The organism is Pedobacter aquatilis (assembly GCF_030409415.1).
In the GTDB taxonomy this organism is placed as follows: domain Bacteria; phylum Bacteroidota; class Bacteroidia; order Sphingobacteriales; family Sphingobacteriaceae; genus Pedobacter; species Pedobacter aquatilis.
This window is the reverse complement of sequence record NZ_JAUFPW010000013.1, coordinates 19,549-45,206: the sequence shown is the minus strand read 5'-3', so window position 1 is coordinate 45,206 and position 25,658 is coordinate 19,549. Positions and strand designations below refer to the sequence as shown.

General features: G+C 35.8%; 26 protein-coding genes. 21 read left to right on the top strand and 5 right to left on the bottom strand.

Annotation, left to right across the window (positions count from 1 at the left end; translation table 11 throughout):
• Positions 1 to 37 precede the first annotated feature (37 nt).
• From QWY86_RS07620 to QWY86_RS07585, 8 genes are all read left to right on the top strand, one after another.
• Complete coding sequence (locus QWY86_RS07620; RefSeq protein ID WP_290240863.1) at positions 38 to 1,216, top strand: THUMP domain-containing class I SAM-dependent RNA methyltransferase; 1,179 nt, start codon at positions 38 to 40, stop codon at positions 1,214 to 1,216.
• A gap of 227 nt (positions 1,217 to 1,443) precedes the next feature.
• Positions 1,444 to 1,728, top strand: coding sequence for a helix-turn-helix domain-containing protein (locus QWY86_RS07615; protein WP_290240479.1), 285 nt, complete (start codon positions 1,444 to 1,446; stop codon positions 1,726 to 1,728).
• Between the two features lie 67 nt (positions 1,729 to 1,795).
• Positions 1,796 to 2,440 carry an HD domain-containing protein gene (locus tag QWY86_RS07610; protein WP_290240477.1) on the top strand — a complete coding sequence of 215 codons (645 nt, stop codon included), beginning with the start codon at positions 1,796 to 1,798 and terminating at the stop codon, positions 2,438 to 2,440.
• Between the two features lie 245 nt (positions 2,441 to 2,685).
• Entirely contained in the window at positions 2,686 to 3,945 is a 1,260-nt protein-coding gene (locus tag QWY86_RS07605; RefSeq protein ID WP_290240475.1) for a putative DNA modification/repair radical SAM protein, read from the top strand.
• Positions 3,942 to 4,706 carry a TIGR03915 family putative DNA repair protein gene (locus QWY86_RS07600; RefSeq protein ID WP_290240473.1) on the top strand — a complete coding sequence of 255 codons (765 nt, stop codon included), beginning with the start codon at positions 3,942 to 3,944 and terminating at the stop codon, positions 4,704 to 4,706. Before QWY86_RS07605 ends, QWY86_RS07600 begins: the two co-directional genes overlap by 4 nt.
• Positions 4,707 to 4,739: 33 nt before the next feature.
• On the top strand, positions 4,740 to 5,765 hold the full coding sequence (locus tag QWY86_RS07595; RefSeq protein WP_290240472.1) for a sensor histidine kinase: 1,026 nt from the start codon (positions 4,740 to 4,742) through the stop codon (positions 5,763 to 5,765).
• Between the two features lie 269 nt (positions 5,766 to 6,034).
• Positions 6,035 to 6,676, top strand: a complete 642-nt coding sequence (locus QWY86_RS07590; protein ID WP_290240470.1) for a DUF47 domain-containing protein — start codon at positions 6,035 to 6,037, stop codon at positions 6,674 to 6,676.
• Positions 6,677 to 6,688: 12 nt separating this feature from the next.
• Positions 6,689 to 7,699, top strand: a complete 1,011-nt coding sequence (locus QWY86_RS07585) for an inorganic phosphate transporter (protein ID WP_290240467.1) — start codon at positions 6,689 to 6,691, stop codon at positions 7,697 to 7,699.
• Positions 7,700 to 7,956: 257 nt separating this feature from the next.
• Here the strand turns inward: QWY86_RS07585 and QWY86_RS07580 are convergent, their stop codons facing one another.
• The 3 genes from QWY86_RS07580 to QWY86_RS07570 are packed head-to-tail and all read right to left on the bottom strand — an operon-like array spanning position 7,957 to position 10,532.
• Positions 7,957 to 8,571 (bottom strand): FMN-binding negative transcriptional regulator, encoded by a 615-nt coding sequence (locus QWY86_RS07580; protein WP_290240465.1) that lies wholly within the window; start codon positions 8,569 to 8,571, stop codon positions 7,957 to 7,959.
• Positions 8,572 to 8,623: 52 nt separating this feature from the next.
• Positions 8,624 to 9,961, bottom strand: coding sequence for a carboxypeptidase-like regulatory domain-containing protein (locus QWY86_RS07575; protein WP_290240462.1), 1,338 nt, complete (start codon positions 9,959 to 9,961; stop codon positions 8,624 to 8,626).
• Positions 9,954 to 10,532: an RNA polymerase sigma factor gene (locus QWY86_RS07570; protein ID WP_290240460.1), complete on the bottom strand. Its 579-nt coding sequence runs from the start codon at positions 10,530 to 10,532 to the stop codon at positions 9,954 to 9,956. The genes QWY86_RS07575 and QWY86_RS07570 overlap by 8 nt, the downstream gene beginning before the upstream one ends.
• Before the next feature lie 601 nt (positions 10,533 to 11,133).
• On the opposite strand from QWY86_RS07570, the gene QWY86_RS07565 reads away from it, so the two are divergent.
• The 8 genes from QWY86_RS07565 to QWY86_RS07530 all read left to right on the top strand — a co-directional run bounded on the left by QWY86_RS07565 (position 11,134) and on the right by QWY86_RS07530 (position 16,231).
• On the top strand, positions 11,134 to 11,892 hold the full coding sequence (locus QWY86_RS07565) for a DUF4197 domain-containing protein (protein WP_290240458.1): 759 nt from the start codon (positions 11,134 to 11,136) through the stop codon (positions 11,890 to 11,892).
• A gap of 380 nt (positions 11,893 to 12,272) precedes the next feature.
• Positions 12,273 to 13,190, top strand: a complete 918-nt coding sequence (locus QWY86_RS07560; RefSeq protein ID WP_290240456.1) for a TolB family protein — start codon at positions 12,273 to 12,275, stop codon at positions 13,188 to 13,190.
• A 485-nt stretch (positions 13,191 to 13,675) separates the two neighbouring features.
• Complete coding sequence (locus QWY86_RS07555; protein WP_290240454.1) at positions 13,676 to 14,227, top strand: RNA polymerase sigma factor; 552 nt, start codon at positions 13,676 to 13,678, stop codon at positions 14,225 to 14,227.
• 10 nt (positions 14,228 to 14,237) lie between these two features.
• Positions 14,238 to 14,588 (top strand): hypothetical protein, encoded by a 351-nt coding sequence (locus QWY86_RS07550; protein WP_290240452.1) that lies wholly within the window; start codon positions 14,238 to 14,240, stop codon positions 14,586 to 14,588.
• 282 nt (positions 14,589 to 14,870) lie between these two features.
• The gene (locus QWY86_RS07545; protein WP_290240450.1) at positions 14,871 to 15,137 is read left to right on the top strand and encodes a hypothetical protein; all 267 of its coding nucleotides are present in this window, start codon (positions 14,871 to 14,873) and stop codon (positions 15,135 to 15,137) included.
• A gap of 4 nt (positions 15,138 to 15,141) precedes the next feature.
• Positions 15,142 to 15,369, top strand: a complete 228-nt coding sequence (locus QWY86_RS07540; RefSeq protein ID WP_290240448.1) for a hypothetical protein — start codon at positions 15,142 to 15,144, stop codon at positions 15,367 to 15,369.
• A gap of 4 nt (positions 15,370 to 15,373) precedes the next feature.
• A complete protein-coding gene (locus tag QWY86_RS07535; RefSeq protein ID WP_290240446.1) occupies positions 15,374 to 15,754 on the top strand; it encodes a glycosyltransferase in 381 nt (126 codons plus the stop codon).
• 27 nt (positions 15,755 to 15,781) lie between these two features.
• On the top strand, positions 15,782 to 16,231 hold the full coding sequence (locus tag QWY86_RS07530; RefSeq protein WP_290240444.1) for an Hsp20/alpha crystallin family protein: 450 nt from the start codon (positions 15,782 to 15,784) through the stop codon (positions 16,229 to 16,231).
• Positions 16,232 to 16,278: 47 nt separating this feature from the next.
• Here the strand turns inward: QWY86_RS07530 and QWY86_RS07525 are convergent, their stop codons facing one another.
• Positions 16,279 to 17,028: a DeoR/GlpR family DNA-binding transcription regulator gene (locus tag QWY86_RS07525; RefSeq protein WP_290240442.1), complete on the bottom strand. Its 750-nt coding sequence runs from the start codon at positions 17,026 to 17,028 to the stop codon at positions 16,279 to 16,281.
• A gap of 231 nt (positions 17,029 to 17,259) precedes the next feature.
• Between QWY86_RS07525 and QWY86_RS07520 the strand changes: the two genes are divergently transcribed.
• Genes QWY86_RS07520 through QWY86_RS07510 form a run of 3 tightly spaced genes read left to right on the top strand, consistent with a single transcriptional unit; the run spans position 17,260 to position 22,743 of the window.
• Positions 17,260 to 20,352 (top strand): SusC/RagA family TonB-linked outer membrane protein, encoded by a 3,093-nt coding sequence (locus QWY86_RS07520; protein ID WP_290240440.1) that lies wholly within the window; start codon positions 17,260 to 17,262, stop codon positions 20,350 to 20,352.
• 10 nt (positions 20,353 to 20,362) lie between these two features.
• The gene (locus tag QWY86_RS07515) at positions 20,363 to 21,934 is read left to right on the top strand and encodes a SusD/RagB family nutrient-binding outer membrane lipoprotein (RefSeq protein WP_290240438.1); all 1,572 of its coding nucleotides are present in this window, start codon (positions 20,363 to 20,365) and stop codon (positions 21,932 to 21,934) included.
• Positions 21,935 to 21,945: 11 nt separating this feature from the next.
• The gene (locus QWY86_RS07510) at positions 21,946 to 22,743 is read left to right on the top strand and encodes a DUF4397 domain-containing protein (protein WP_290240436.1); all 798 of its coding nucleotides are present in this window, start codon (positions 21,946 to 21,948) and stop codon (positions 22,741 to 22,743) included.
• 67 nt (positions 22,744 to 22,810) lie between these two features.
• On the opposite strand, the gene QWY86_RS07505 is transcribed toward QWY86_RS07510, so the two are convergent.
• Entirely contained in the window at positions 22,811 to 23,413 is a 603-nt protein-coding gene (locus tag QWY86_RS07505) for a porin family protein (protein WP_290240434.1), read from the bottom strand.
• A gap of 170 nt (positions 23,414 to 23,583) precedes the next feature.
• Here QWY86_RS07505 and QWY86_RS07500 point away from each other — a divergent pair, with 170 nt between their 5' ends.
• Entirely contained in the window at positions 23,584 to 23,799 is a 216-nt protein-coding gene (locus QWY86_RS07500) for a hypothetical protein (protein WP_290240432.1), read from the top strand.
• A 164-nt stretch (positions 23,800 to 23,963) separates the two neighbouring features.
• A complete protein-coding gene (locus tag QWY86_RS07495; RefSeq protein WP_290240429.1) occupies positions 23,964 to 25,655 on the top strand; it encodes a S41 family peptidase in 1,692 nt (563 codons plus the stop codon).
• Positions 25,656 to 25,658: the final 3 nt, after the last annotated feature.

The following is a 25,658-nucleotide window of genomic DNA, read 5'->3' as shown; positions in this document are numbered from 1 at the left end:
TCTCTATAATTTTATTGATAACTTCGCATATAATATGATGCAAGTTTTCCACAATAAAAGCAAGGTTATAATCACCTGCAACAAACGCCTTTCTCCCTATTTACAAGAAGAAGTTTCGGCTTTAGGCTACACTATTGAAAGAGTCTTTTCAACAGGTGTTGAACTAAATATTACCCTAACGGAGTGTATTAAGTTAAACCTGAATCTGCGTTGCGCTAGCCAGATTTTGTATTCAATTAAAGCATTTAAAGCCATAACACCTGATGATTTATACGAAAAAATTAAGGCTATTGAATGGGAAGAGTTGATTGATTTTACCGGATACTTTTCTGTAACATCAAACGTAGATAATCCAAATATTACAACGCCACTTTTTGCTAATCTAAAGGTTAAAGATGCTATCGTGGACAGGCTAAAAGAGATTAAAGGAATCAGGCCAAATTCTGGTTCTGATGCAAATAAAACAGTGGTTCATTTATATTGGAAAGATGCAGAAGCTGATGTTTTCTTAGATACATCGGGCGAAACGCTTGCAAAACATGGCTATCGTAAAATACCGGGTAAAGCGCCAATGTTAGAAGCACTGGCTTCAGGTGTAATTTATGCTACGCAATGGGATAAAAAATCACCATTTATAAATCCAATGTGCGGTTCTGGAACATTGGCTATCGAAGCAGCTTTAATTGCAACAAATCGTGCCCCTGGTTTATACCGTATGAATTATGGTTTTATGCATATTATGGGTTATAATGAAGAAGTATTTTTTGCCGAGCGTAGATTACTTAAAGACCAGGTCATTAAAAACGTTGATATAAAAATCATCGCTTCCGATATCTCCGAAGATGCTGTAGAAGTTACCAGACGTAATGCAAAAACGGCCGGTGTAGATACACTTATTGATTTTCAGGTGTGTGATTTCGAGCAAACACCAGTTCCTGAAGGAGGAAAAGGTTCGGTTGTTTTTAATCCAGAATATGGCGAACGCTTAGGTGTACACAGTAAACTTGAATTAACATACAAAAGAATGGGCGATTTTATGAAGCAACATTGCAAAGGCTATTCTGGTTATATTTTTACAGGGAATCCTGATTTAGCAAAAAAAATCGGTTTGAAAGCTTCTAAAAAGGTAGAGTTTTATAACGGAAAGCTAGATTGCAGACTTTTAGAGTATGAATTGTATGATGGTACGAGAAGAGTAGCTTCGGTAGAAGAGTAAAAAAATGTATCTCAAATAATCTCTCGATTAAATTTTACGTAAATTTTTCTTAAAAAGTTGTAGTATTTGTTTTAATTTGTTCATTTTAATTGTCAAATACATATTAACAAAATATATATTTCCTGAATAGAAAAGCTGTTTTTTGGCAAAAAGCACTTTTGTAAGATCCTTTTTGGAACAATTTTCGTTTATATGCGTATTAGTTAATAAAAAAAATCCTCACCCCTATGGAAGATCAGATGGCTTTGAAGACGAAAAATGTTGCAGGGAACATTAGAAAAATCAGAGAATACAGAGATTATACTCAAGATTATCTTGCAGCTAAATTAAAGATTTCGCAAAATGCATACAGTAAAATAGAACTTGGTTACAGTAAACTAACAATTGAAAGATTATTTCAGATTTCTGCAATTTTAGATATCGATGTAACGCAATTACTAACTTTGGATCATACAGAATTAATCAAAAATATTTCTTCCGAAAATCAATTGGAAGGTGTTGGTACAAAGTAAACACAACTAATCAGAAAAATTAGCCATTCGGTTTTTCTTTCAACTCTAAATTCTAATACCTTTGGGTATGCAGAATTATATAGATACAACAATCAAATTCGTTAAAAAAACCCTTGAAAATGCTGAAGCTGGTCACGATTGGTTTCACATCGAAAGGGTTTTTAAAACTGCCCTAAATATTAATAAGATTGAAAAAGGCGATGAATTGATTGTGTCCTTTGCAGCACTCTTGCATGATATCGCCGATCCTAAATTTAATAACGGTGATGAAGAATTAGGACCCAATGTAGCTGCAGAATTCTTAAAATCTATTGAGGTAAATGAACATATAATTAGTCAGGTAAAGCTAATCATTCAAAATATGTCGTTTAAGAATAGTTTTGATAACACAGGTTTTACCTCTAAGGAAATGAATATTGTTCAAGATGCAGATAGGTTAGATGCTATTGGAGCAATTGGTATTGCCAGAGCTTTTACATACGGCGGTTATAAAAACCGTGTTTTATACGATCCGCAAATCAAACCAGAACAAAATCATTCAAAAGAAAGTTATAAAAATACATCTGCGCCCACCATTAATCATTTCTACGAAAAACTTTTATTATTAAAGGATATGATGAATACCGAAAGCGGGAAAGCGATTGCCGAAAAACGTCATAATTTTATGATAACCTATTTGGATAACTTTTACAGTGAATGGGAGGGAAATTAATTAAAGGTAGAAATACCAGTCATGATAATAAATTTGCCTTTTTAAAAAGATTCTAAAACAAGTTATTTGTTTTTTTGATAGAATAGTATCACTACATTTTCAACTGAGCGGATAAAAGGCCCATCAACAAAAAGTCTTAACATTAATTTTGCCGAGCTTAGTATTCCTAAAGAGCGTTAATTACTTTGCTATAAATTGCTAATATATTTAGTTTTAAAGCTATATTTGTTAGTAAATTTTTGTGTATGTCTGATAGAATTCGTGAAAAGTTGAGCATTCTTGCTGATGCCGCAAAATATGATGTTTCCTGTTCATCAAGTGGAAGCAATAGAAAAAACGATAATAAGGGTTTAGGAAATGGGCATACTTCAGGAATTTGCCACACTTATACAGAAGATGGTCGTTGCGTATCACTTTTGAAAATTTTGCTAACAAACCATTGCATTTACGATTGTTTGTTTTGCGTATCTCGTAAAAGCAACGATATTAAACGTGCGGCATTTACTGTTGACGAAGTGGTAGATTTAACCATGAATTTTTACCGGAGAAATTATATTGAAGGTTTATTCTTGAGTTCGGGGATTTTTAAAAATGCCGATTTTACAATGGAACGCTTGCTCTTAGTTTGTAAAAAACTTCGTTTAGAACAGCGTTACAATGGCTACATACATTTAAAAACCATCCCTGGCGCTAGCGAAGATTTAATTAGAGAAGCGGGCTTGTATGCCGATAGAATGAGTATTAATTTGGAAATGCCAACTGAGGCTGGTTTAAAATTACTCGCTCCTGAAAAAAATCATGAAGATGTTATAAAACCGCTTGATTTTGTGAACAAGCAAATGATTCAGCTAACTGAAGAAAAAAAGTTAATAAAACATACCCCAAAATTTGTTCCTGCCGGGCAAAGTACACAAATGGTTATTGGCGCAACACCAGAAAGCGACAAAGAAATTATGTATACTGCGAATGCTTTTTACAAAAACTTCTCTCTAAAAAGGGTTTATTATTCTGGTTATGTGCCAATAAGCAATGATAGCCGGATGCCGGTTTTAGGTACTCAGCCGCCGCTTTTAAGAGAAAACAGACTTTACCAAACCGATTGGCTCATGCGGTTTTATGGCTTCAAAGTTCAAGAAATTTTGAATGACGCAAATCCAAATCTTGATGTTGATATTGACCCCAAATTAAGTTGGGCGATTCGAAATATGCAACATTTTCCGGTTGATATAAATACTGCTGATTATAAAATGATTTTACGAATTCCGGGAATAGGTGTTATGTCGGCACAAAAAATTGTACAAGCCCGTAAGTTTGGAAAACTTAGAATCAACCAACTGAAAAAAATCGGAGTCGCCTACAACCGGGCTAAGCATTTTATAGTTTGTGCCGATTCTCCTTATCAATTAAAAGATTATCAAGGAACACAGATTAAGGCTTTTATTTTGGCCGAAAGCCAAAGTAAATATTTAAAAACAGATAATAATCAAATGCTTTTGTTTACATGATTTATGTATTTGATGGTTCTCTGGCAGGACTTCTAACGGCTGTTTTTGAATGGTTTGAACGTAAGCCAGGTAAAGTTGTATTAAAGTCGATTACTGTTTTTCAGCCAGAGGCTTTTGCAGAAAGCTTTACAGTGGAAACAGACGCAGAGAAATCTGATAGGGTTTGGGCAGGTTTGCAAAAGAAAATAAAGAAAGATTGGCTGCGGAAATTTTATTGTAGCTATTTGTCTGAAATCCCAGAAGCTTATAATCATCTTTTTCAATTTACAATATATGTTTTTCAAAATCAGAATGGTGCAGAAAATAATTTTGGAAACGAGCATGTAATTGCACTATCTAAATATGCAAAAAGTGTAGAAAGAGAAAAACACAGAATGGAAGCGTTTATCCGTTTTCAAAAAACAGGCGATGGAATGTTTTATGCCAGCGTAGATCCAGATTTTAATGTTTTGCCGTTAATCTCTAATCACTTTAAAAATAGATATGCCGACCAACAATGGATAATTTATGATTTGAAAAGGAAATATGGCTTGCATTATAATTTAAACACAGTAGAAGAAATTACAATTTCTTTCGATAAAAATATAAGTAAAGTTAACCCGGCCGCTATTTTTATGGATGAAAAAGAAGAACTTTATTCTGTTTTATGGAAGGATTATTTCAAAAACACAAATATCGTGGCCCGAAAAAATACAAAGTTACACATAAAGCATGTTCCTAAACGATATTGGAAATATTTAACCGAAAAGCAATTGAGTTAATATTCTATTAACACAAAAAGCCTAAATTGCAACATGAAATTAAGTGTGCTGGTTTTATTTACTGCCCTTGCTGTAGCGCTATCTATCGGTATGGTAAACTTTTACTTTCAGCACAGCTGGTACTATCTTGCAATTTCTTTTGGCGTTTCTTTTTTAAGTAGCTTCTTAGTTTTTTACTATTTATTAGAGAAGTATATTTATACCAAAATTAAACTCATCTACAAACTCATTCATAACTTAAAATTAGGCAAAGATTTAAAAGATGCACTTGGAGAATATGTGAGCCCAGACCCCATAAACGATGTGGAACAAGAAGTGAAAGAATGGGCAGGAGCGAAAAAAAAGGAAATTGATTTGCTAAAAAAGCAAGAACAATTTAGAAGAGAGTTTCTTTCCAATGTTTCTCACGAATTTAAAACCCCACTTTTTGCCATTCAAGGTTACATTGAAACATTACAAGATTGTATTGTTGATGACCCAGACCAAGCTGTTCTATTCCTAAAAAAAGCTGAAAATAATGTAGAACGTTTAAGTTATTTAATTAACGACTTAGATGCTATCGCAAAGCTTGAAACCGGCGAGGCGCCTATAAATTACCAAAAATTCGATTTTGTGCAATTGGCAAAGGAGGTAATGGAAAACCTTGAAGACAGGGCGAAACAAAAAAACATTAAGCTTTTCTTCAAAGATAAATATACTGCGTTAACACTAGTATCGGCTGATAGGGAGAAGATCCGTCAGGTTTTGATTAATTTAATGGTTAACAGTATTAAATATGGTATTGATGGAGGCGAAACGGCCATCAAAATTTTTGAGCTCCATGATCAGTTCTTAATCGAAGTAACCGATAATGGAATTGGAATAGAAGAGAAGCATTTGTTACGTTTATTTGAAAGGTTCTATCGTATTGATACGCACCGCTCTCGCGAGGTTGGCGGAACGGGTTTAGGTTTAGCCATTGTTAAGCATATCCTTGAGGCTCACCAGCAAACCATTTCAGTTAGAAGTACACCCGGAATTGGAACAACCTTTGCATTTACCTTGCAGAAAATTGGCTAGTTCTACTTGTTTTGTTTTCTCCGAAGAGTAATAAGCCATTCATTATAAACCGGATATAAGCGGCAGCCCCGAAATGCAATGAGGGCTACAGCGTTTAGCGGGACTGTAATTTCCAATGAAATACGCACTTCAATTTTCTAAAACTATAATATAGTTGATGTAAAACAGACTATGCATTAATACACAGCATGATAATTCGTTAATATAATTAGCAACTTAACATTAAGTTAACATTGGGCTCGTAGCTTTGCAACATATTAAGAATTAACATGAACAATATTTTTAAGTTCTTTACACCTCAAGACAGAAAATTTCATCCTCTATTTGAGCAAGCCGGAAGCAACGCTTTGAAAATAGCAGAGGCACTTTTAGAAATGGTTAGCACTGCAGATGCAGAAAGCAGAAAAACCATTTTCAAGGAAATTGAGCGTTTAGAACACGTGGGTGATGATATTACACACTCCATCTTTTTAGAACTAAGCAGAAATTTTATTACGCCATTCGATAGAGAAGACATACATGCGCTAGCTACGGCAGTTGATGATGTAGCTGATTATATATATGGTACGGCTAATAGAATGCAAATGTATAACATGAATGCAATTAGTGAACCGATTGTAAAAATCGCTGAGCTTTTGGTAGAAATGTGTACAGATATTGATAAAGCAATTAAAGAATTACGCAGCTTTAAAAACATTCGCGTTATTGCTGATGCTTGTATTCGTATTAACAGTGGCGAAAACCAGGCAGATTATGTATTTACTTTGGCGGTTGCCCGTTTATTTGAATACGAAACCAACGCAATTGAATTAATTAAACAAAAAGAGGTTTTACAAACGATAGAGAAAGCGACTGACAAATGCGAAGATGTAGCAAATGTGCTTGAAACTATCTTAGTTAAAAACGCTTAATAAAAAACAAAAATGGTAACTACCTTACTGGTTGTTGTTGTAATTCTAGCTATTGCTTTCGATTACATAAATGGTTTCCACGATGCCGCTAATTCGATTGCAACGGTTGTTTCTACAAAAGTACTAACACCCTTCCAAGCCGTTTTATGGGCAGCGTTATTTAATTTTGCCGCTTACTTTTATTTTACCGACCATAAAGTTGCCAATACCGTTGCTAAAACTGTAATTGAAAACTATATTACTTTAGAAGTTATTCTTGCTGGTTTAGTTGCCGCAATTATATGGAATCTTTTAACGTGGTGGTACGGTATTCCTTCAAGTTCATCGCACACTTTAATTGGCGGTTTTGCAGGTGCAGGTATGACACATGCTTTGCTTACAGGTGCAAGTCCGATGGATGCAGTAAACATGGGTTATGTGGTTAAGATTGTATCTTTTATTGTTTTAGCACCGATAATTGGTATGGTGATATCTGTTGTGTTAACTTTAATCATCATTAACATTTGTCGCTACGCAAAACCTGCAACTGCAGAAAAATGGTTTAAACGTTTGCAGTTATTATCATCAGCAGCGTTAAGTTTCTTCCATGGTGGTAACGATGCACAAAAAGTTATGGGTATCATCGCTACAGCATTAATTGCCGCTAAAGTTATTCCGGATTTCGAAGCGATGCCATCTTGGGTACCAATTGCATGTTATTCTGCAATATCTTTGGGTACAATGAGTGGTGGCTGGAAAATTGTGAAAACAATGGGTTCTAAAATCACTAAAGTAACCGCTTTAGAAGGTGTGGCTGCTGAGGGTGCTGGCGCAATAACATTAGGCATAACCGAGCATTTCGGTATTCCGGTATCAACTACGCACACCATCACAGGTTCGATTGTGGGAGTAGGTGTTGTAAAAAGTGTTTCGGCTGTACGTTGGGGTGTAACCATCAACTTAATCTGGGCATGGATTTTAACTATCCCAGTTTCTGCAACATTAGCCGCAATTATTTACGCCGCAATTTATTACTTCAAATAAAATTCAAAAATCATTCTTATTAGAGACTAAGGCAAATTGCTTTAGTCTTTTTTCGTTATAAGGGATTTGGAAAGCAATGTTCACAGCTCTTCGGCAGCTTCAGCCCCGCTAAACGCTGTAGCCCTCATTGCATTTCGGGGCTGTCGCTTATATCGGGTTTATAATGAAGGGGCTGCAAAGGAAACGTCATTGCGAGGAAAGGAAGTAATCTTAATTTGATACCTTCAAAGATAGTCTTGTGCCTTAAAACAATGACCTTACAGCTTGTTTTTCATATCTCTGGCCACCTCATTTGCCAAAACATCCTCGCTTTTTTCTAAATACTCAACAATGCTGGCTTTATTTTTCGCAGAATGATTTTGGCTCATTTTAAAAACATGGTCCAATTGTGTAACCGAAATTTCAAAACCTGTAATTGCTTTTAAATGCTTTTGAATGTAGGCTTCATCCATTTTATTAAAAGCTGCAGGGCTACGCTCAGGGTTTTCGTATTTATCTGTTAAATCTTTAATTACGTGGTAAGTTTCTTCAGTATTTAAAAGCTTAATTTTCCCTTTGGCCTGCACCGATTTGTAATTCCAGGTTGATGCTGCTGAAGGCTCTTCATAAACCGATGCACTTACGTACGCATGTGCTCCGGTAAAAATTACAAGTACATTTGGATTTTCCGCAAAGGCTTTGCAATGGTCGGTTTTTGTCATGATATGACCGATTAACTTCACAGATGCTCCTTCAACAGCAGTTTTAACCGGCACTTGCGTAGCTACTGGAAATGCTCCATCAAAACCAATTAAAGTTACAAAGGTATTTTTATGCATAAATTCAAGAACTTCATCCTGGTTTTCTGCGGTATAGTAGGGAAGTTTGTACATTGGAAAATGGATAGGAAAATTATAAGAGATATAGATGATTTCTGCTGTTAGCCTAAAACTTAATGCTCAGTTCAACACTGTCTGTTCCTTTTTTAGGTAACACCCAATCCGGGCCAGCTAAAACAAGCCGTTTGGCTTCAGCATCAGCATTTTTATTTATAGATTTTACAACCTTTACGTTAGATGGTCGCCCATTCTTCTTTACCTTGAAGCTTACAATAACAAATTGCTCTGGTCCTTTGGGATTTAAAAGTTTATTATTGCGCTCTAGGTATTGCGTGTAATTTACAGTAGAAACCGGAATGGGTTTATTAACTTCTACAGCATTTTTATCTAAATTCTCAACAGCTCTTAAAACGATTTTAGGCGCAGCCGGTGGAGTTACTTTCCTTCTTGCAGATGAGCCCGTCATTACAGCAATTTCATTTAGCGAATAATTTCCACTTAAAGCCATTCTTATTGCGTTCGGATCTGTTGAAACCGTTTTATCATCAAAGCCTTGTGCTTTAACCAGTATTTCTTTGTTTTTATCAGAGCTATCAACCGGAAGTGAAAAGTACCCTTTATTATCTGTGGTTGTTGCCGCTTTTGTTCCGGCCACTTTAATAACTGCACCAGAAACTGGTTGTCCGCTTTGTGAAATCACGTTGCCACTGTAAACTAAACCACGATCAGAAAGTGAACCTGCTGAATAAGCTACAGCATCACTATTTGCAACATCTGCGCTAGTTTTCGCTTTTTTCTCAGCATATGGCGCCACACTTTCCATCCTAGCAGACTCAGTTTTATGAATAGAAGCATCACGTAAAAGCATTGGGCGCTCCTGTTTAGCTGGAACATTATCAGCGACTGCTGCAGCAATAGTTGCATTTTTAGAAACCTTTGCCGCTTTATTATTCTTCGCTAAATCTCCAGATTTTGCCTCAGTAATTGCCTTATCAATTAGGGCACTTTTTGTTCCATCATTAACAGCTGTTTCTGCTTGCTTTTCTTTAACTGCCGCTAAATCAGATTTAGGTGAAACATCAACCATCACACCGTTCGATTTTCTTGAAGCAATTTCAGCATTCTTGCGATTGGTTTCTCGCATAAAAAACAAGATGCTTACAGCAATAAAGGCAACCGTAGCTGTTGCCGCAATACTTAAGCGCTGGGTAGTAATACCCCACATTTTTCGCCTTATTGGTTTCTGCAAAACCCTATCATAAAGCTGTTTTTGAAGGATAGATAGTGTTTGCTTGCGCTTTGGCGACTGCTTCAAACCTTCTAAAGCCTCGGCCACGAAAGGGTCTTCCAAGGCCTGGCGTTCTACAAAGTGCATAGCTTTAGCATCAAGCTTACCATCAAGGTAATCTTCCAGAACATCAATATCTAACCAATCGTTATTCACTACTATTTTTCTCTATACAAATCTTTAAATTCCGCTTACCGTTTTGAATGTAACTTTTAACCTTAAGCATATCGTAGCCCGTAATATCGGCTACTTCTTTATAACATTTCTCTTGTAAATAAAATAAATCTACGCTTTTTCGCTGTTCTTCGGGCAAAGTTTCCATGCACTTTTCCATTATGGTAAGCTGCGTTTCTTTTGTGTTGTCAATATCCAGATGCACAAACTCCGTGTTTTCCACAAAAGTATCATCAATTGAAACGTTATTTTGCTTCGAGGATTTCCTCAGCGCCATTAAACAATGGTTTCTGGTTAATACATGCAGCCAACTTTTAAAATTCTGAACCTCATGAACCAATAATTTGCTCACCAGTTCTTCGAAAATTTGCATTACCGCATCTTTGCTTTGCTCCTCATCCTTGAAATAATTTAAGCAGACCCCAAAAACCAAATGCATGTATTTATTATAAAGCGTACCCAACGCATCTAAATTGCCGGTGTTTTTATACTCGGCAATTAATTCTGCATCTTCTTTCTGGTTATTTCCAGCTTTGTTCTTTATAAACTTCAAGTAATGGATAGCTAAGGCAAATTATCTTTCAAGTATAAAAAATATTTCTGAGTGATGGACGATAAACTAATAATTTAGGCTATGTATCCAAAAAATCCTATTTATTCCCACATCGTCATTTCGACTGGAGCACCGCGAAATGGAGAAATCTTTAGATTAAGCATTTAAAGTTCAAAGATTTCTCCACTGCGGTCGAAATGACGACTTAACGCAATGGTCTGTGTCTTCACGGACCATTAATGCCTTAATTTAAAAATTTTTATATTTCTGTCGAAATGATGATTTCATAAAATGTTTTTGAAAAGCGAGGTACTGCGTAAATCGGTTCCGGCAGTCCCGCCTTTCGTTGCAATCTTTTAAAAAAAAACTTCTGTCACGACAGTTAATTCGAGGTTACTGCTTTTTTTTAAAAGGATTTTCAATCAGTCGGGTTTACATTGCAGGTTTCTCCTAAATATTTAATGGCTAATTTCAACCTGTAGATTTCAATCTACGGTATTGAGGTGTAAAATTAACATTTCATATTTTCGCAAAGCTTTATCTTTGAGCGTTGATAAAATTATGGCAGTTGTTTTGCAGACCAAATTTAAACACACACAAAATGAAAAAAATTAATATTCTATCTGCATCTCTGGCATTAATATTATTTACAAATTTGAATGCCAATGCTCAATTTAAATTGAGCGACATTTTTAAAAAGGTAACCGAAAAATCGACGACCACAAGCACCACCGGAACGCCCTCTACTTTCGAAATTGGACAAGGCATTAAAGAAGCCCTCCAAATCGGTGTTACTGCTGGTGCAGACAGGTTATCGGTTAAAGATGGTTTCTTGGGTAATTTAGCCGTTAAAATTTTAATGCCACCCGAAGCTCAAAAGGTAGAGCGAACGCTTAGGGGTATCGGTTTAAATAAACTTTGCGATAATGTAATTACCAGCCTGAACCGTGCTGCAGAGGATGCAGCCACAGAAGCTAAACCGATTTTTGTATCAGCAATTAAAGGCATGACTTTAACTGATGCCACGAATATCCTTTTAGGAAATAAAGATGCGGCGACAGAATATTTTAAACGGGTTACCACAGCGCAGTTAATGCAAAAGTTTAGTCCGATTGTAACCACAAGTTTAAATAAAGTAAACGCCACTAAATATTACAGCGATTTAACTTCGCAGTATAACCGTTTACCATTGGTTAAACCGGTGAACACTAATTTAACAGAATACGTTACACAAAAAGCAATTGATGGTTTATTTATAGAGGTAGCCAAAGAGGAACTGAAAATCAGAAATAATTTCAACTCAAGAAGTACAACGCTTTTACAGAAAGTTTTTGGTTACGCGGATAAGAAGAAAAGTTAAGTCGTAAGGAGAATAATGATGAGGAAAACTTCTGCTATTCCAATGTAAATCGAATTAAAAAGATGCATTTTCTTCGGAGCTTCTTCGAGACTTCTTCGAAAAAAGCACCAGTTTCTCGAAGAAGTCTCGAACAAGTACCCCAAAAGGTGCAATAAATCCTAGCGCTGATTAAACAAAAACTTTCATAAAAAACCTTTTTGTATATTCATTAATTTCGCTGTATACAATTTAATTTTTATCATTTAATGCTTAAATGATATGTAGTTGTTTGCACAATAATAAGCTTGCATTTATTGTTAGATGAACATCATAAAAACAAAAAGTTATTTGTTCTTTTATAACCCAATCTTTTTGTTTAAAAACAATTTGTAAAATTGTGCATGACTAAAATTTCAGCCCGATTCGCAATCCTTTTAATTCCATTTGTAACGGTTTTGGTTTCATGCAGCAACAACCAATCCGTTGAGAAAAGTTCAAAGGCGATTTTAGATACCGTGTCTTTAAGCAATAAAAACTTTGCTTTGGCTTATCAGGATGAAAATAAAATCGTAGCGACGAGTATTGATACAATGAAACAAATTTCTTTTGGTGGGGCTACAAACCCGGCAATTTCTCCCGATGGCAACAAATTAGCTTATACGGTTACAGACAGCTCAGGGCACAGAAGCATTTGGGTGGCCGATATGGAAAGCAAAAGTCAGCTGCAATTGTTGGCAAATAGCGGTAATTACGACCAGGCGATGTGGTCGCCAAGTGGAAATACAATCGCTTTTAGCATTTTTAACGATAAAAATTTCTGGAAAGTTGGCGTGGTTAAACCTGATAATAAAGGTTTAGTGATTTTGGATGCCACTTCGCAAATTAATGTATACTCGCCAACCTGGAAAGGTGAAATAGAAGTATTGGGGCATGATTTAATTAATCTTTACACTTTTGATGTTGCCGGAAAACTAAAAAATACTCAGGCAATTACCGAATTAATTGGTGGGGATTATGGCATATCAAGCGGAAGTCGGTTTTTTTATACAAGCGATGGTAAAAGCTTGGTTTTTAATGCTGTTGATAAGCGAAATGAACAAAACGAAGCAGTTTTTCTGTTAGATTTATCAACAAAGAAAATCACCCAAATTTCTCCGGCTGGAATGAATGTTCCTTATGTTTTTGTAACGGCTGATGAAAGGATTTTCTACAGCGCTTCGGAAAAATCTTTGGGGAGTAAAATTTATGTTTCTGATTTAAAAGGGAACAGCAAGTTAATTGTAGATAAAGGGACCTATCCCACCGCAGCGTTGAAATAGTGCAGAAAGACCTACCAAGTTTTTTATGCATTCTATTGGGTTAAACTTCGTAAGTCTGATGTTGCTTTAGATTGGAGACCACCTTCTTGCCCCCTCCTTGAAAATAAGGAGGGGAGTTGGACACTGCAAAAGGAACTGAAGCAGGTTTTGGGTTTACTAATTGGACCTTAATTATAAACTCAGCAATAAAATAACTTTCTTCCTACTCCCCTCCTAAATTTAGGAGGGGCAAAGTGTGGCTTAAAATTTTCATAAAAGACAAAAAAGAAGTTATATAAACCTGATTGTAATGAAAAGCCCGCAAGCGAGGTACGAGTGCGGCCTTGTAATGGAAAGCAGGACTGCAAACCGCCATGAAATACTGCCTTTTATTTTCGAAAAAATATATTCCTTAACTTTAGCTTATTAGCGTTTTTGAAAAAAAATAAAATAATTTAAAGTAATTCTAGCATCCGTACGTCTACTGGTTTATAAAGCGAATTTTAGTGCCAACAAACGAATCACAAAATATTATTTCCACGGTTGCCGATTATGGTAAACGCTTATTCAGTTTCATCCGCGGGCGGGTGAATACAGATGAGGACGCGGAAGATATTTTGCAGGATGTATGGTATCAATTAAGCAACCAACCCGAAGCAGGGGCAATTGAGCAGATTGGTGGTTGGCTTTATCGTGTGGCCAGAAATAAAATTACCGACCGTTACCGCAAGCAAAAGGATGTTTTAATTGAGGATTTGAGCTATGAAGACGAAGATGGGGAAATTAATTTCAGGGAGATTTTATTTGCTGAATCATTCTCGCCAGAGGAGGAAAGTTTAAAAAAGCTTTTTTGGGATCAATTATTTACAGCCTTGGCAGAGCTTCCGGAAAATCAGCGTTACGTTTTTGTGCAGAATGAATTAGAAGACCGAACTTTTCAGGAATTGGCAGATGAAACTGGCGAAAACATTAAGACTTTAATATCGAGAAAAGGTTATGCGGTGAAACATTTGCGTAGCCGATTACAAAATTTATATCAAGAATTTATAAACTATTAATTAGTGGGAGATGAGAAACAGAAAGTTTAGTAAAGGCAAGAAATTTATTTTCTTTCTACCTGTTGTGGCCTTAATTGCTACGGCCTTAGGCTTTATTGTAATGTATTTATGGAACTGGATTTTACCTGAAGTAACGCATGTTGGAAGACTTAACTTCTGGCAAGCTTTGGGTTTATTGGTTTTATGCAGGTTGCTATTCGGCAATTTTAACAAGGGCGGCGGTGGTCCGGGAAATCGTTTTAGAGAAAAAGCATGGAACTTACGCTCCAAATGGGATAGCATGGATGAAGAACAACGGGCAAAGTTTAAAGAGGAATATAAGCGCAGGTGCGGAGGATGGGGACATCGCAATAAGGAATGATTTTAAAGCCAGCTTTTCAGCTGGCTTTTTTTTGTGTTTTGTTTTAGTAACGCTTTGTCGTCATTCCCGCGTATGCAGGAATCCTAAAAAGTGAGCATAAATTTTGTTTCTTCCGAATTAAGATTCCCGTTTTCACAGGAATGACGATTGTTCTAAATGTTTTTATTTATAAAAATCGCCTAGAATTTCTAAGCTTTCTTTTGTGGTAAAACATTTTTCAAATTATTTAAAGTAAAAATAAATCTCCATCGTCTACCCATTTAAATAACAGGATATAACAAAATGAAAAAAATATTAAAAGCAATAGGATTCGGGATAGTACTTGGTGCAACCGCATTCTTCATACCCTTCATATTTAAGTTTATATTGATTGCAATGGTAATCGGCATGGTCTTCAGAATATTTGCCTACAGAAAGCACAGGCACTTTATAGAAAGATTTAATGAATTTGAAAGCCATTATTCGAATGTAGTTCCGATTGACAATCAATGGTACAGACCTACAATACAGGGAAATGGTTCGGTTCAAAATATCCACATAAATTATTAAATCGATGAAAGCATTTAGAGTATTATTGGCCTTGGTTGTTGCAGGTGCAACATTCTACAGCTTAAATGTATTGGCAATTCAAAATGGATACAGAGATAGGTTAGATTTTAAAAACAGACACTATCGCGATCAAAATTGCTGCGATGGATATAACAGGCATCGTGGTTTTAGTCACCACAACAGAAAGGCTAACGAAAATATAATTACACCGGTTGACAGTTTAAACAAATAAGCAAATGGCACAAGTTTTATTTTTAAGCAATCCGTTGCAAAATGAGGTTAAACCTATTTTAAACTTAGCCAGCGAAATGGTTACCCGTGGCGAACAGGTTACATTTTTTAGCTCAGATGAATTTAAAAAGCCTATAGAAAACATCGGTGCTGACTTTAAAGCTTATGCCGCAAATTTGGATGTTTTTAGCAAAAGTGATAACGAAAGCCAGAAATCAGGGTTAATAACGTCATTATTAGAACCAATGAAGTTTATCGACAATATTATTGGGCAAATTAAGGGGTTAAAATTTGATTATGCTGTTTTTTCACCGGCTTATCCTTACGCGAACATCATAACTCAATTATTGGGTATTCCGAAAACACAATATGGTGTTTCAAATTAATTAATATTTATAAATAAAAATAACACAATGTATAACGAAGATAGATGCCATAAAGGCAAAATGAATAGAGGTTGGGTAGGAAACGGCGGCAGATTTGGCCATCACCACGGTGGCAGATTTGCCCGACATGCAGAACACTTTTTTAACAGATTTAGAAGTGTAGCTGCAAATATTGAAGAAAAGGATGAAGAATTTATCATTCATCTTTATGCCCCGGCATTGATAAAGGAGCATTTAAAGGTTGTAACCAAAGATGACGTTTTAACCATTTCTTACACACCAAAAGAGGATGTAGAAACAGATAGAAAATTTAGCCGAAGAGAATATAGCAACGGCGCATTCGAAAGAGCTTTTGCCTTAAATGGAAAAGTAATTAGCGAAAATATTTCGGCTAGTTATACCGATGGAATTTTGAAGATATCACTCCCAAAAAATCCCGAAACCAATAAACCGGCTAAAGATATAGCTGTAAACTAAGTTTCGTCTATTATAAATTAGAAAGCCTCAAATATTTTGGGGCTTTTTTATAAAATTTTCACATCGCTTTTAGATAAATAAGGCTGAAGTAATTCATCCTCGTTATTTAATTCTGTAACCAAATAGCTAATGCTTTCTATTGGGCAAACTTTCAATCGGAGCGAGATATCTAATTTTTCTGAAATACATAACACAGCCGATTTCTTTGAGGCAGCAAGCATGGCTTTTTTCAGTTGGTTAATTTCCCAGTCCGTATCGGTCATGCCCTCTTCAGGATGCAAAGCACTCGTCCCCATCAAACATAAATCAACTTTTATTTCTGATAGTTGATTAATAACGCTACCGCCATAAGATACCTGAGAGTTTTTTGAAAAGGAGCCGCCAATTAAAATCACTTCAATGTTATTGTATTTGGCAAGTTCAACCGCCACTAGCGGACTGATTGTAAAAAATGTGGCTTCTAGGTTTTCGGGCAGTTGCTTCACAAATTCCAGCACAGTGGTTCCGCCTCCGGTTAAAACCACCATACCATCTTTTATTAAGGTTATTGCTTTTTTAGCGATGATTATTTTGCTGTCACGAGCATAAACGGTGCTATCATCAAATGATGAATGATAAGATTTGGATAGTGCCCCGCCGTGAACTTTATAAAGTTTGCCTAAATCGACAAGTTCCTGCAAGTCTCTTCTAATGGTATCTTTAGATACATTGAGCAGCTGAACCAAATCGGATGTGAGCACCCTGTTGTGCAAATTGATTTGGCGCATTATAAAATCATGACGTTCCTTTTTAAGCATATATGTTTGGTTTGCACTAATGTAAAAAAAATATTGAATAGTTGCGTGTTTTTGCGGCTTTATGCAATTATGTGTTGCTGGTTGTAAATAATAATTAATAAAGTTTGCTCTTTTATTGAAAAACATTTATGATATTAGCTAAATATTGGAAAACGTGCGGTATTATGCGTGTTTTTTTATAACTGGAATAACTAACTACAAACAAACTTTTACTAACCTTATTGGCTGTTTATGAAAAAAAAGCTACTCTTAGTTTTTATCGGTACGTTTTTGCTGTTGGCTCATGCCATTGCTCAGCAGATAACTGTTACCGGTAAGGTTACGTCGTCCGACGGACCAATACCCGGTGTTTCTGTCAAAATAAAAGGAGGCACAACGGTAACTCAAACAAATGGCGACGGTAATTACGCCATCAAAGTCGCAAAAACTGATGTTTTAACATTTACATACATCGGTTATACAACGGTAGAAAAAACCGTTGGTAATAATACAATTTTTAATGTCGTGATGCAGCAGAATAGCAACTCGCTAAATGAAGTTGTTGTTACGGCTTTGGGGCAAACAGCATCAAAGCGTTCTTTGGGTACTGCGCAGCAAACCGTTAAAGGTGCTGACATTGCAGGAACACAAAGAGAAAATTTTATTAATGCATTACAAGGGCGTGTTGCTGGTGTTGAAGTTACAAGTTCATCTGGTGTTCCTGGTGCATCATCATCTATAACTATTCGTGGTATCAGTTCAATTAGTGGAAGTAATCAGCCATTGTTTGTGGTAGACGGTTTGCCAATTGATAATAAAACGATGAATACATCGTCTTTCTATTCTGATAATAGCTCTACAACCGGATTATTTAATAGAGGCGTAGATTTTACAAACCGTGCAGCCGATATTAATCCTGAAGATATTGAAAGTTTAGTAGTTTTAAAAGGACCTGAGGCTGCGGCATTATATGGTATTGATGCGGCTAACGGTGCAATTGTAATCACTACCAAAAGAGGTAAAGCTGGGGAAGGTATCATTAATTACAACAATAGCTTTAGAGTAGAAAAAACAAGGTATCAACCAGAACTACAACGTGAGTTTGGCTTAGGTACAGGTGGCGTATCTGCGGGTACTGCATTTGCTTATTTTGGCCCAAGGTATGCGCCTAATACACAGTTCTACGATAATATTGATGGTTTCTTTCAAACAGCATTTACACAAAAACACAATTTATCGCTAGAAGGTGGTAGAAATGAAGCTAACTACAGATTATCAACATCTTATACTGACCAAAATGGTGTAGTGCCTGGTTCGGATTACAGCCGTTTTACTTTAACTGGTTCTGCTGGTGGTAAATTAAATGAATGGTTAACTGCAGATTTTTCAATGAATTATTCTTATGCACTGAATAACCAAGCGTTTAAAGGTGATGGTGGTGCTCTAATTGGTTTATTATTATGGCCTCAGGAAGATGATGCAAGAAATTATCTAACAGCATCTGGTACGCGTAGACGTTTTACTACCGCAACTGATTTAACATCTGAAGTTGAAAATCCATATTTCAATGTAAATAAGAATAAAAACTCGACTAAAAACAATAGAATTTTATCAAACGCTAGTTTTACTATTACACCTTTCAAATTTTTAAACATCAAAACTATTTTCGGTATTGACGCCTACAATAACAATGCAATATTGGTAAGTCACCCGGAAAGTAGAAGAGGTTTGTTAAAAGGAGGTATTTTAGATTTAGCAAATGATAATACCAGAAACCTAAACTCACAAACTTTAGTTAACTTAACCAAACAAAATATCACCAAGGATATTACCTTCGATATGACGATTGGTAATGCTGTTAAAGCATTAAAATCAGTAACTGAGAGTGCCTATGGGGAAAACTTTTTGGATCCAAATTTTGTATCTATAAACAATACAACAGCAACTTTAAGAAATGCAAAATCAACTACAATTGAACAACGAATTGTGAGTTTATTTGGTAGAGCAACTATTGGTTACAAGAATTATCTCTATTTAACCGCAACAGGTCGTAATGACTGGACTTCTACAATTCCTGTTGGAGAAAATTCATTCTTCTACCCATCAGTTTCTGGAAGTTTTATATTTACAGATGTTCCTGCTTTCAAGTCAGGATTAAGCAAAATCTTCACTTCGGGTAAGTTGAGAGCGGCTTATGCTAATGTGGGTAAAGATGCCAGACCTTACGCGTATGTTCCTGCTTTGGAGAGCAAAACGACCGTTGGTGGTGGATATGGATATGGTTTTACTGGTCCGAATCCAAACTTAGTTCCTGAGTTTGCAAGCTCTTACGAGTTTGGTACAGAGTTAGCCTTTTTTAATGACAGATTAGGTTTAGATGTAACCTATTACAGTAAAGAAACACGCGATCAAATTGTAAATGATATTAGAGGAAGTTACGCAACTGGATTTGTTTTATTCAACTTAAACGGTGCCAAAACTCAAAATAAAGGATGGGAAGTTAGTTTAAGAGGAACACCATTTAAAACAGAAAACTTTAAATGGGATATTTTAGCAAACTTTGATGCTACACGTGGTAAAGTACTAGAACTTCCTCGTTCATTGCCTGAATCTTATGTTTCGGATACTTGGTTGTATGGTAACGTTCGTAATGGTGTAACTCCAGGTCAATCTACACGTTCATTAACTGGATTCTTTTACCTAAGAAATAACAGTGGGCAAATTTTAATTAACCCGGCAACAGGCTTGCCAGTACGTTCTACCGTATTTATCGAAGGTGGTTATGATAGACAGCCAGACTTCCAGTTGGGTATAACAAACAGTTTCAGTTACAAAGATTTCTCACTTTCTTTTCTGTTAGATATTAGAAGAGGTGGCGATGTATTTAACGGTACGCAAGCTTTCTTAACGCAACGTGGTTTATCAACCAAAACATTAGATCGTTTACAGCCACGTGTTGTAACCGGTGTATTGCAAGATGGAAAAGAAAACTCTGCAAATCCAACAGTTAATAATATTTCAGTAACTCCTTTTTATCAAAATGGATTTTATAATACTATGAGTGAGGAGTTATTTATAGAAAAAGACATCAACTGGATTAGATTAAAAGATGTAACCTTAAACTATCGTTTATCACCTAAATTATTAAAGCGCCAAAAATTTGTTAAATCAGCAAGTGTTTTTGTAACTGGTACAGATTTGTTCTTGATTACAAACTATTCAGGTCTTGACCCTGTTGTAAACGGAAATACAGCTGCTGTTGGTGGTTCTGGCGCTCAAGGTGTTGATTATGGTAACTTTCCAATGCCTATTGGTTTAAACTTTGGTATTAGAGTCGGTTTATAAAGAAAATAAAATGAAAAAGATATATATCATAACAGCACTTTTCGGGCTTTTGGCCTTGGGCAGCTGTAAAAAATTTCTGGATGTAAATACAAATCCGAATAACCCTGAAAAGGTTGAAGCAAATTTGTATCTATCTCCAATGTTGCACTGGATGATTACTGCACCTACTTTCGACGCCCGTTTTGTTGGTCGTTATACTCAAAACTGGACATTAACATCTGTAAGTAGTACTTGGGATAGAATGGGATATGACCCAAGTTCCGATAATGGTGGTCAGGTTTTTAGAATGACTTATTTTGACTTCGGTCAGAATTTGGTAGACATGAACAAAAGAGCACAAGATGAGCAAAGATGGGATTTATTAGGTGTTGGGCAAATTTTAAAAGCCTGGGGTTGGATTACGGCCACCGATTTACATGGTGAAATTATTGTTAAAGAAGCAATCAATGCAAATCAAACAACATTTGCTTATGATTCTCAGCAGTATGCATACGAAGAATCTATCAGATTGTTAGATGCTGCAATAGCTAATTTAAAACGTACTGATGGTGGTGTTAATGCAGCTGTATTAGGTAAAACTGATATTATTTACAAAGGTGATGTTACTAAATGGATAAAGTTTGCAAATTCATTAAAAGCAATGATTTTAAATCATTACTCGAATAAGGCTAGCTATAAACCAGATGACGTTATTGCACTTGTTGATGCTGGATTAGCGAGTAATGCTGATGATCCATTATTATCATATACAGGTACTGCTAATGATGACATTAACTTTTATGCTGCAGCACGTGATAACTTAACAAGTTACAGACAAACTCGTTTTATTTTAAGTTTATTGGATGGAACATTAACTGGCACAATTGACCCAAGGTTGTCAAGAATGTTATCGCCATCACCTGATGGAGCTTATCGTGGTTTAGAGCCAACTTTCGGTATTGGCGCATTAACTGCGGCGCAACAACCAAATAACTTTTGGGGTTATACAACATTAGCATTAGCAAATGCAAGTGTTTCCACACCAGCTAGATACGTTTTTGCTCGTAAAACTAAAATGCCAGCGTTTACTTATGCACAACTTCAATTTATAAAAGCAGAAGCAGCCTATAAAAAAGGTGATAAAACTACAGCGTTAGATGCATACACAAAAGGAATTTCATCACACTTTGATTTCGTAAATGCCCGTAATACTGATGATGGTCAGTCGCCAACTCAAATTACTGCGGCAGAGAAAGCAGCCTATATGGCTTCGCCTGGCGTTATTCCAACAAACGCAAATGCATTGACACTTTCGCAAATAATGTGTCAGAAGTATATTGCGCAGTGGGGTTGGGGTCATTTAGAACAGTGGATGGATTTGAGAAGGTATCATTATACAGATAAAGATCCGGTTACTGGTAATCAGGTGTTTGTTGGCTTTACTACGCCAGTAAACATTTACCCTGATAATGCAACAAAATTGGTTTACAGAATAAGACCACGATATAATTCAGAATATGTTTGGAACAGAGCAGAGCTTGATAAAATTGGCGGTTTAGCTGTAGATTATCATACGAAGGAGACCTGGATTACTTTACCTTAAAACTAATAGACATGAAAAATAAATATATTTTAATTCCAGTTTTAGCAATAATACTTTCTGTATTTCTATATTCTTGTGAAAAAACTGCCGTACAAATTATAGATGTTCCTGTTAGTGGCGCACAGCTTAAATATTTCAATTTTGGTGTAAATGCACCAGTAGTTAATTTTTATGCTAACGATACAAAAGTTTCAGCGGCACTATCTGCTACTGGCGCAGAAAGCAGTACTGCCGGTACAGCATATGGTGCAGTATTTCCAGCGATAAATTCATATTCAGTAATTCCCGCAGGAACATATAATTTTAAAGGTCAAAGGCCTTCAACGGCTACAACTGATGCAAATCTTGCCATATCTACACTTAATACGACAGTTCAAGATGGGAAAAACTATTCTTTATATTTATCTGGGATATATAACACAACAGCCAAAACTGTAGAGTCGTTTATTATAGAAGATGTTCTACCTCCTGTAGATACATCAGGTGGTTATGTGCGCTTTGTACATGCAATCTCTAATGCAAATCCATTTAATTTCGTAATTAAAAACACCACTACCGGTGTAGAAACTGTAATAGCTACAAATATTGCCTACAAATCTGCATCAAACTTCGTTAAGGTTCCTTTCGGGATATATGAATTGTACTGCCGTTATCCAAATAACCCGGCCAATATTATTTCACGTAACGGAACATCTACTGTTTCTGTAATTAAATCAAACACTTATAGTTTTAGCATACGGGGAGATATGACTGTGGTATCTACAACAGCTGCGAACAGGCCATTTATAGATAATACGCCTAATCGATAAGTCTTTAAACACATTAAATAAAAAAAGCGACCAATTGGTCGCTTTTTTTATGCAATTAGTATTTTAATTACAAAATTTTGAAACCTAAACTCAATTGAAATAAGTTTGGATTTTGCTTGTATTTTTCACTTTTACTGATGTTGGTTAAACCAGCTTCGTAACGTAAATCAACAGAAATTGCACCAACATCTACACCAGCGCCAGCTTGTAAACCGAAAGCCTGGTTTTTGTAATTGCTAAAGTCTGTTGCTTGTTGGTAAGCCGAATTAAAAGTAGAACTGTCATCAAGAATTAATGATAAAACCGGACCAGCCATTAATCTGAAGTTTAAGTTTTTAGCACCAAATTTTGTTCCCAATAAAACCGGGATATCCAATGTCGTAAATTTAACTTTACCCTCTGCTGCAACTTCTGTATTGTTATTATTTGTGAAGCTGATAAATTTATTGCCTTTGCTACCAATATAAGCTTCTGGTTGTACATAAAAACTTGCACCACCAATTCTTGCCCAGGCACCAACCTGATAACCTAAACGATTTTCCTCACTGGCAAAATCAGCATTCATTTTTGCAAGGTTAACACCTGCCTTTATACCTAAATTAAATGTTTGAGCGTGGGATGTTGCCCAACCCACGGTTAGGAAAACAATAGAGAAGATTAGTTTTTTCATTTTAATTGTGTTTAATTTTTTCGATATTTTGGATTTTTTGAACTATAACGCACTTTTAACACAATTATCATGCAAGAAAATTTCTTAGCTCGAAAAAAATTACATTTAATGTTCGAAAACAATTAGACTACGCCCAAATATTTTTTACTTTTGCATCAAACGAAATAGAAATGGCAAATTTTCAACTTACAAAAGACAACGCAGAGAAAGTAAAAATTAAGTTTTTTAGAAAGTATCGCGATCTTGTTAATGCGCCTTTAGATTTTACTCCAGGTAACGAAGATAAGTTGGTTCAAGATATTATGCAGCTTGTTAAACGCGACCGCACTTACGTTGAATTTACCATTCAAAAGGCATTGGCTGATACTAAAGGTAACAGACTTTAGAAATCCATCGAGAAAGCGCTCAATTAATAACGATTAAATTACGTTAAGCCGTTCTAAGCTGTTTTTAATCTTTATCCCTTTTTGTACATTTACATTTGTACAATTCAATAATCTTTAAGGCTGGCAAATAATGCTCAGGCCTTTAAAGTATCAAACATAAAGGGATGAAAAAAATCAAATATTTAATCTTTGCAGCCGTATCTGGCATTGCAATTTTATCCTTTTCTTTCAAAGAAGATCTGTTTCTGGTATCTAAAAATCTGGATATTTTTGCCTCCTTATATAAGGAAATTAACATCAACTATGTTGATGAAACCAACGCTCCTGGTTTGATGAAAGCCGGTATTGATGCGATGCTGGAAAGTTTAGATCCTTACACCGAATATGTTCCCGAATCAGAAATAGAGGATTACAAACTTAAATATATAAGCACACAATATGGTGGTATTGGCGCTGGTACTTTGTTTATTGATGGAAAACTATTTGTTAATGAAGTAAGTGAAGGTTATCCTGCAAACAAGCAAGACATTAAAGCCGGAGACCAGGTCATCAAAATCAATAATATCGAAACCAAAGGTAAAGATAGAGTGCAAATTAGTCAGCTGCTTCGTGGACCAAAAGGTACTGCCGTTGATTTAGTTTTGCTTCGCGATGGAAAGGAAATCGCCAAAAAAATTATTCGTGAAGAAATAAAACAACCTAATGTTACTTATTCAGGTATGGTTGCTGATGGTATTGGTTACATCAAACTTGATAAATTTTTAGAAAACTCCGGACAAGAAGTTAAAGATGCATTGGTTAGCATCAACAAAGAAAACCCAAAAGGCATTGTACTTGATTTACGAAATAATGGTGGTGGTATTTTACAGGAAGCGGTTAAAATTGTAAATCTTTTTGTTGATAAGGACCTACTTGTCGTTACTCAAAAAGGAAAAAATGCAGAGAAAACCATCAGCTATAAAACCATGAATGCAGCAATTTCGCCTACAGTACCCTTGGTGGTTTTAGTAAATAATGGTTCGGCTTCAGCCTCTGAAATTGTGGCAGGTTCATTGCAAGATTTAGACAGGGCCATTGTAATTGGTCAGCGTAGTTATGGTAAAGGATTAGTGCAGCAAACCTTTAATTTGCCTTACAACAGTTTGGTAAAGGTTACTGTGGCCAAGTATTATACGCCATCAGGCCGATGCATTCAAAAGTTAGATTACGCACACAGAAATGCAGATGGTTCTGTAGATAGGTTCGCAGATTCTACAATTACCATGTACAAAACCCGTGGAGGCAGAAATGTTTACAGCGGCAATGGCGTTTATCCTGATGTTGTAGTGAGTGCCGATAAGTTAAGTCCTATAACGATTACCATGTTAAATAAAAGCCTGTTCTTTAATTACGCCAATCAATTTAGGAGAGATAAACCCAGTATTCAATCTGCCAAAACATTTCAAATAAGTGATGCTGATTATACTGCTTTTTCTGCCAGTTTAGCCGAGAAAGATTTAAGCTACCAAAGCCGAACTGAAAGATTGTTAACAGAACTTCGATACGAAGCAGATAAGGAAAACAAAACCGCAGAAGTAAAAGCGGATTTGGATAATCTGAAAAGCAAGCTTACATCAGCTAAAAAAATGGATTTAGCCAACCATAAGGCAGAAATTAAAAGGGTTTTAGAAACACAAATAGTAAGTCGTTATTTTTACGAAAAGGGCAGAATCGAGCAGAGTTTTCAGTACGATAAAGAATTGGCTGCGGCGAAATCTGTTTTCAACAATCAAACTCAAATGCTTGCCATTTTAAAAGGCGATGGGAATTATAAGGTGATTGGCAAACCGGTCAAAGAAACCGCTAGTATAGATTAGAAT

What these genes read in the sequence shown, in the direction of transcription:
- QWY86_RS07585 (WP_290240467.1), top strand. Translation starts at nt 6,689, where the DNA reads ATGGTAACTACCTTACTGGTTGTTGTTGTAATTCTAGCTATTGCTTTC.
- QWY86_RS07505 (WP_290240434.1), bottom strand. Translation starts at nt 23,413, where the DNA reads ATGAAAAAACTAATCTTCTCTATTGTTTTCCTAACCGTGGGTTGGGCA.
- QWY86_RS07610 (WP_290240477.1), top strand. Translation starts at nt 1,796, where the DNA reads ATGCAGAATTATATAGATACAACAATCAAATTCGTTAAAAAAACCCTT.
- QWY86_RS07545 (WP_290240450.1), top strand. Translation starts at nt 14,871, where the DNA reads ATGAAAAAAATATTAAAAGCAATAGGATTCGGGATAGTACTTGGTGCA.
- QWY86_RS07520 (WP_290240440.1), top strand. Translation starts at nt 17,260, where the DNA reads ATGAAAAAAAAGCTACTCTTAGTTTTTATCGGTACGTTTTTGCTGTTG.
- QWY86_RS07580 (WP_290240465.1), bottom strand. Translation starts at nt 8,571, where the DNA reads ATGTACAAACTTCCCTACTATACCGCAGAAAACCAGGATGAAGTTCTT.
- QWY86_RS07510 (WP_290240436.1), top strand. Translation starts at nt 21,946, where the DNA reads ATGAAAAATAAATATATTTTAATTCCAGTTTTAGCAATAATACTTTCT.
- QWY86_RS07550 (WP_290240452.1), top strand. Translation starts at nt 14,238, where the DNA reads ATGAGAAACAGAAAGTTTAGTAAAGGCAAGAAATTTATTTTCTTTCTA.
- QWY86_RS07525 (WP_290240442.1), bottom strand. Translation starts at nt 17,028, where the DNA reads ATGCTTAAAAAGGAACGTCATGATTTTATAATGCGCCAAATCAATTTG.
- QWY86_RS07565 (WP_290240458.1), top strand. Translation starts at nt 11,134, where the DNA reads ATGAAAAAAATTAATATTCTATCTGCATCTCTGGCATTAATATTATTT.
- QWY86_RS07605 (WP_290240475.1), top strand. Translation starts at nt 2,686, where the DNA reads ATGTCTGATAGAATTCGTGAAAAGTTGAGCATTCTTGCTGATGCCGCA.
- QWY86_RS07530 (WP_290240444.1), top strand. Translation starts at nt 15,782, where the DNA reads ATGTATAACGAAGATAGATGCCATAAAGGCAAAATGAATAGAGGTTGG.
- QWY86_RS07595 (WP_290240472.1), top strand. Translation starts at nt 4,740, where the DNA reads ATGAAATTAAGTGTGCTGGTTTTATTTACTGCCCTTGCTGTAGCGCTA.
- QWY86_RS07535 (WP_290240446.1), top strand. Translation starts at nt 15,374, where the DNA reads ATGGCACAAGTTTTATTTTTAAGCAATCCGTTGCAAAATGAGGTTAAA.
- QWY86_RS07495 (WP_290240429.1), top strand. Translation starts at nt 23,964, where the DNA reads ATGAAAAAAATCAAATATTTAATCTTTGCAGCCGTATCTGGCATTGCA.
- QWY86_RS07515 (WP_290240438.1), top strand. Translation starts at nt 20,363, where the DNA reads ATGAAAAAGATATATATCATAACAGCACTTTTCGGGCTTTTGGCCTTG.
- QWY86_RS07540 (WP_290240448.1), top strand. Translation starts at nt 15,142, where the DNA reads ATGAAAGCATTTAGAGTATTATTGGCCTTGGTTGTTGCAGGTGCAACA.
- QWY86_RS07590 (WP_290240470.1), top strand. Translation starts at nt 6,035, where the DNA reads ATGAACAATATTTTTAAGTTCTTTACACCTCAAGACAGAAAATTTCAT.
- QWY86_RS07500 (WP_290240432.1), top strand. Translation starts at nt 23,584, where the DNA reads ATGGCAAATTTTCAACTTACAAAAGACAACGCAGAGAAAGTAAAAATT.
- QWY86_RS07620 (WP_290240863.1), top strand. Translation starts at nt 38, where the DNA reads ATGCAAGTTTTCCACAATAAAAGCAAGGTTATAATCACCTGCAACAAA.
- QWY86_RS07560 (WP_290240456.1), top strand. Translation starts at nt 12,273, where the DNA reads ATGACTAAAATTTCAGCCCGATTCGCAATCCTTTTAATTCCATTTGTA.
- QWY86_RS07615 (WP_290240479.1), top strand. Translation starts at nt 1,444, where the DNA reads ATGGAAGATCAGATGGCTTTGAAGACGAAAAATGTTGCAGGGAACATT.
- QWY86_RS07600 (WP_290240473.1), top strand. Translation starts at nt 3,942, where the DNA reads ATGATTTATGTATTTGATGGTTCTCTGGCAGGACTTCTAACGGCTGTT.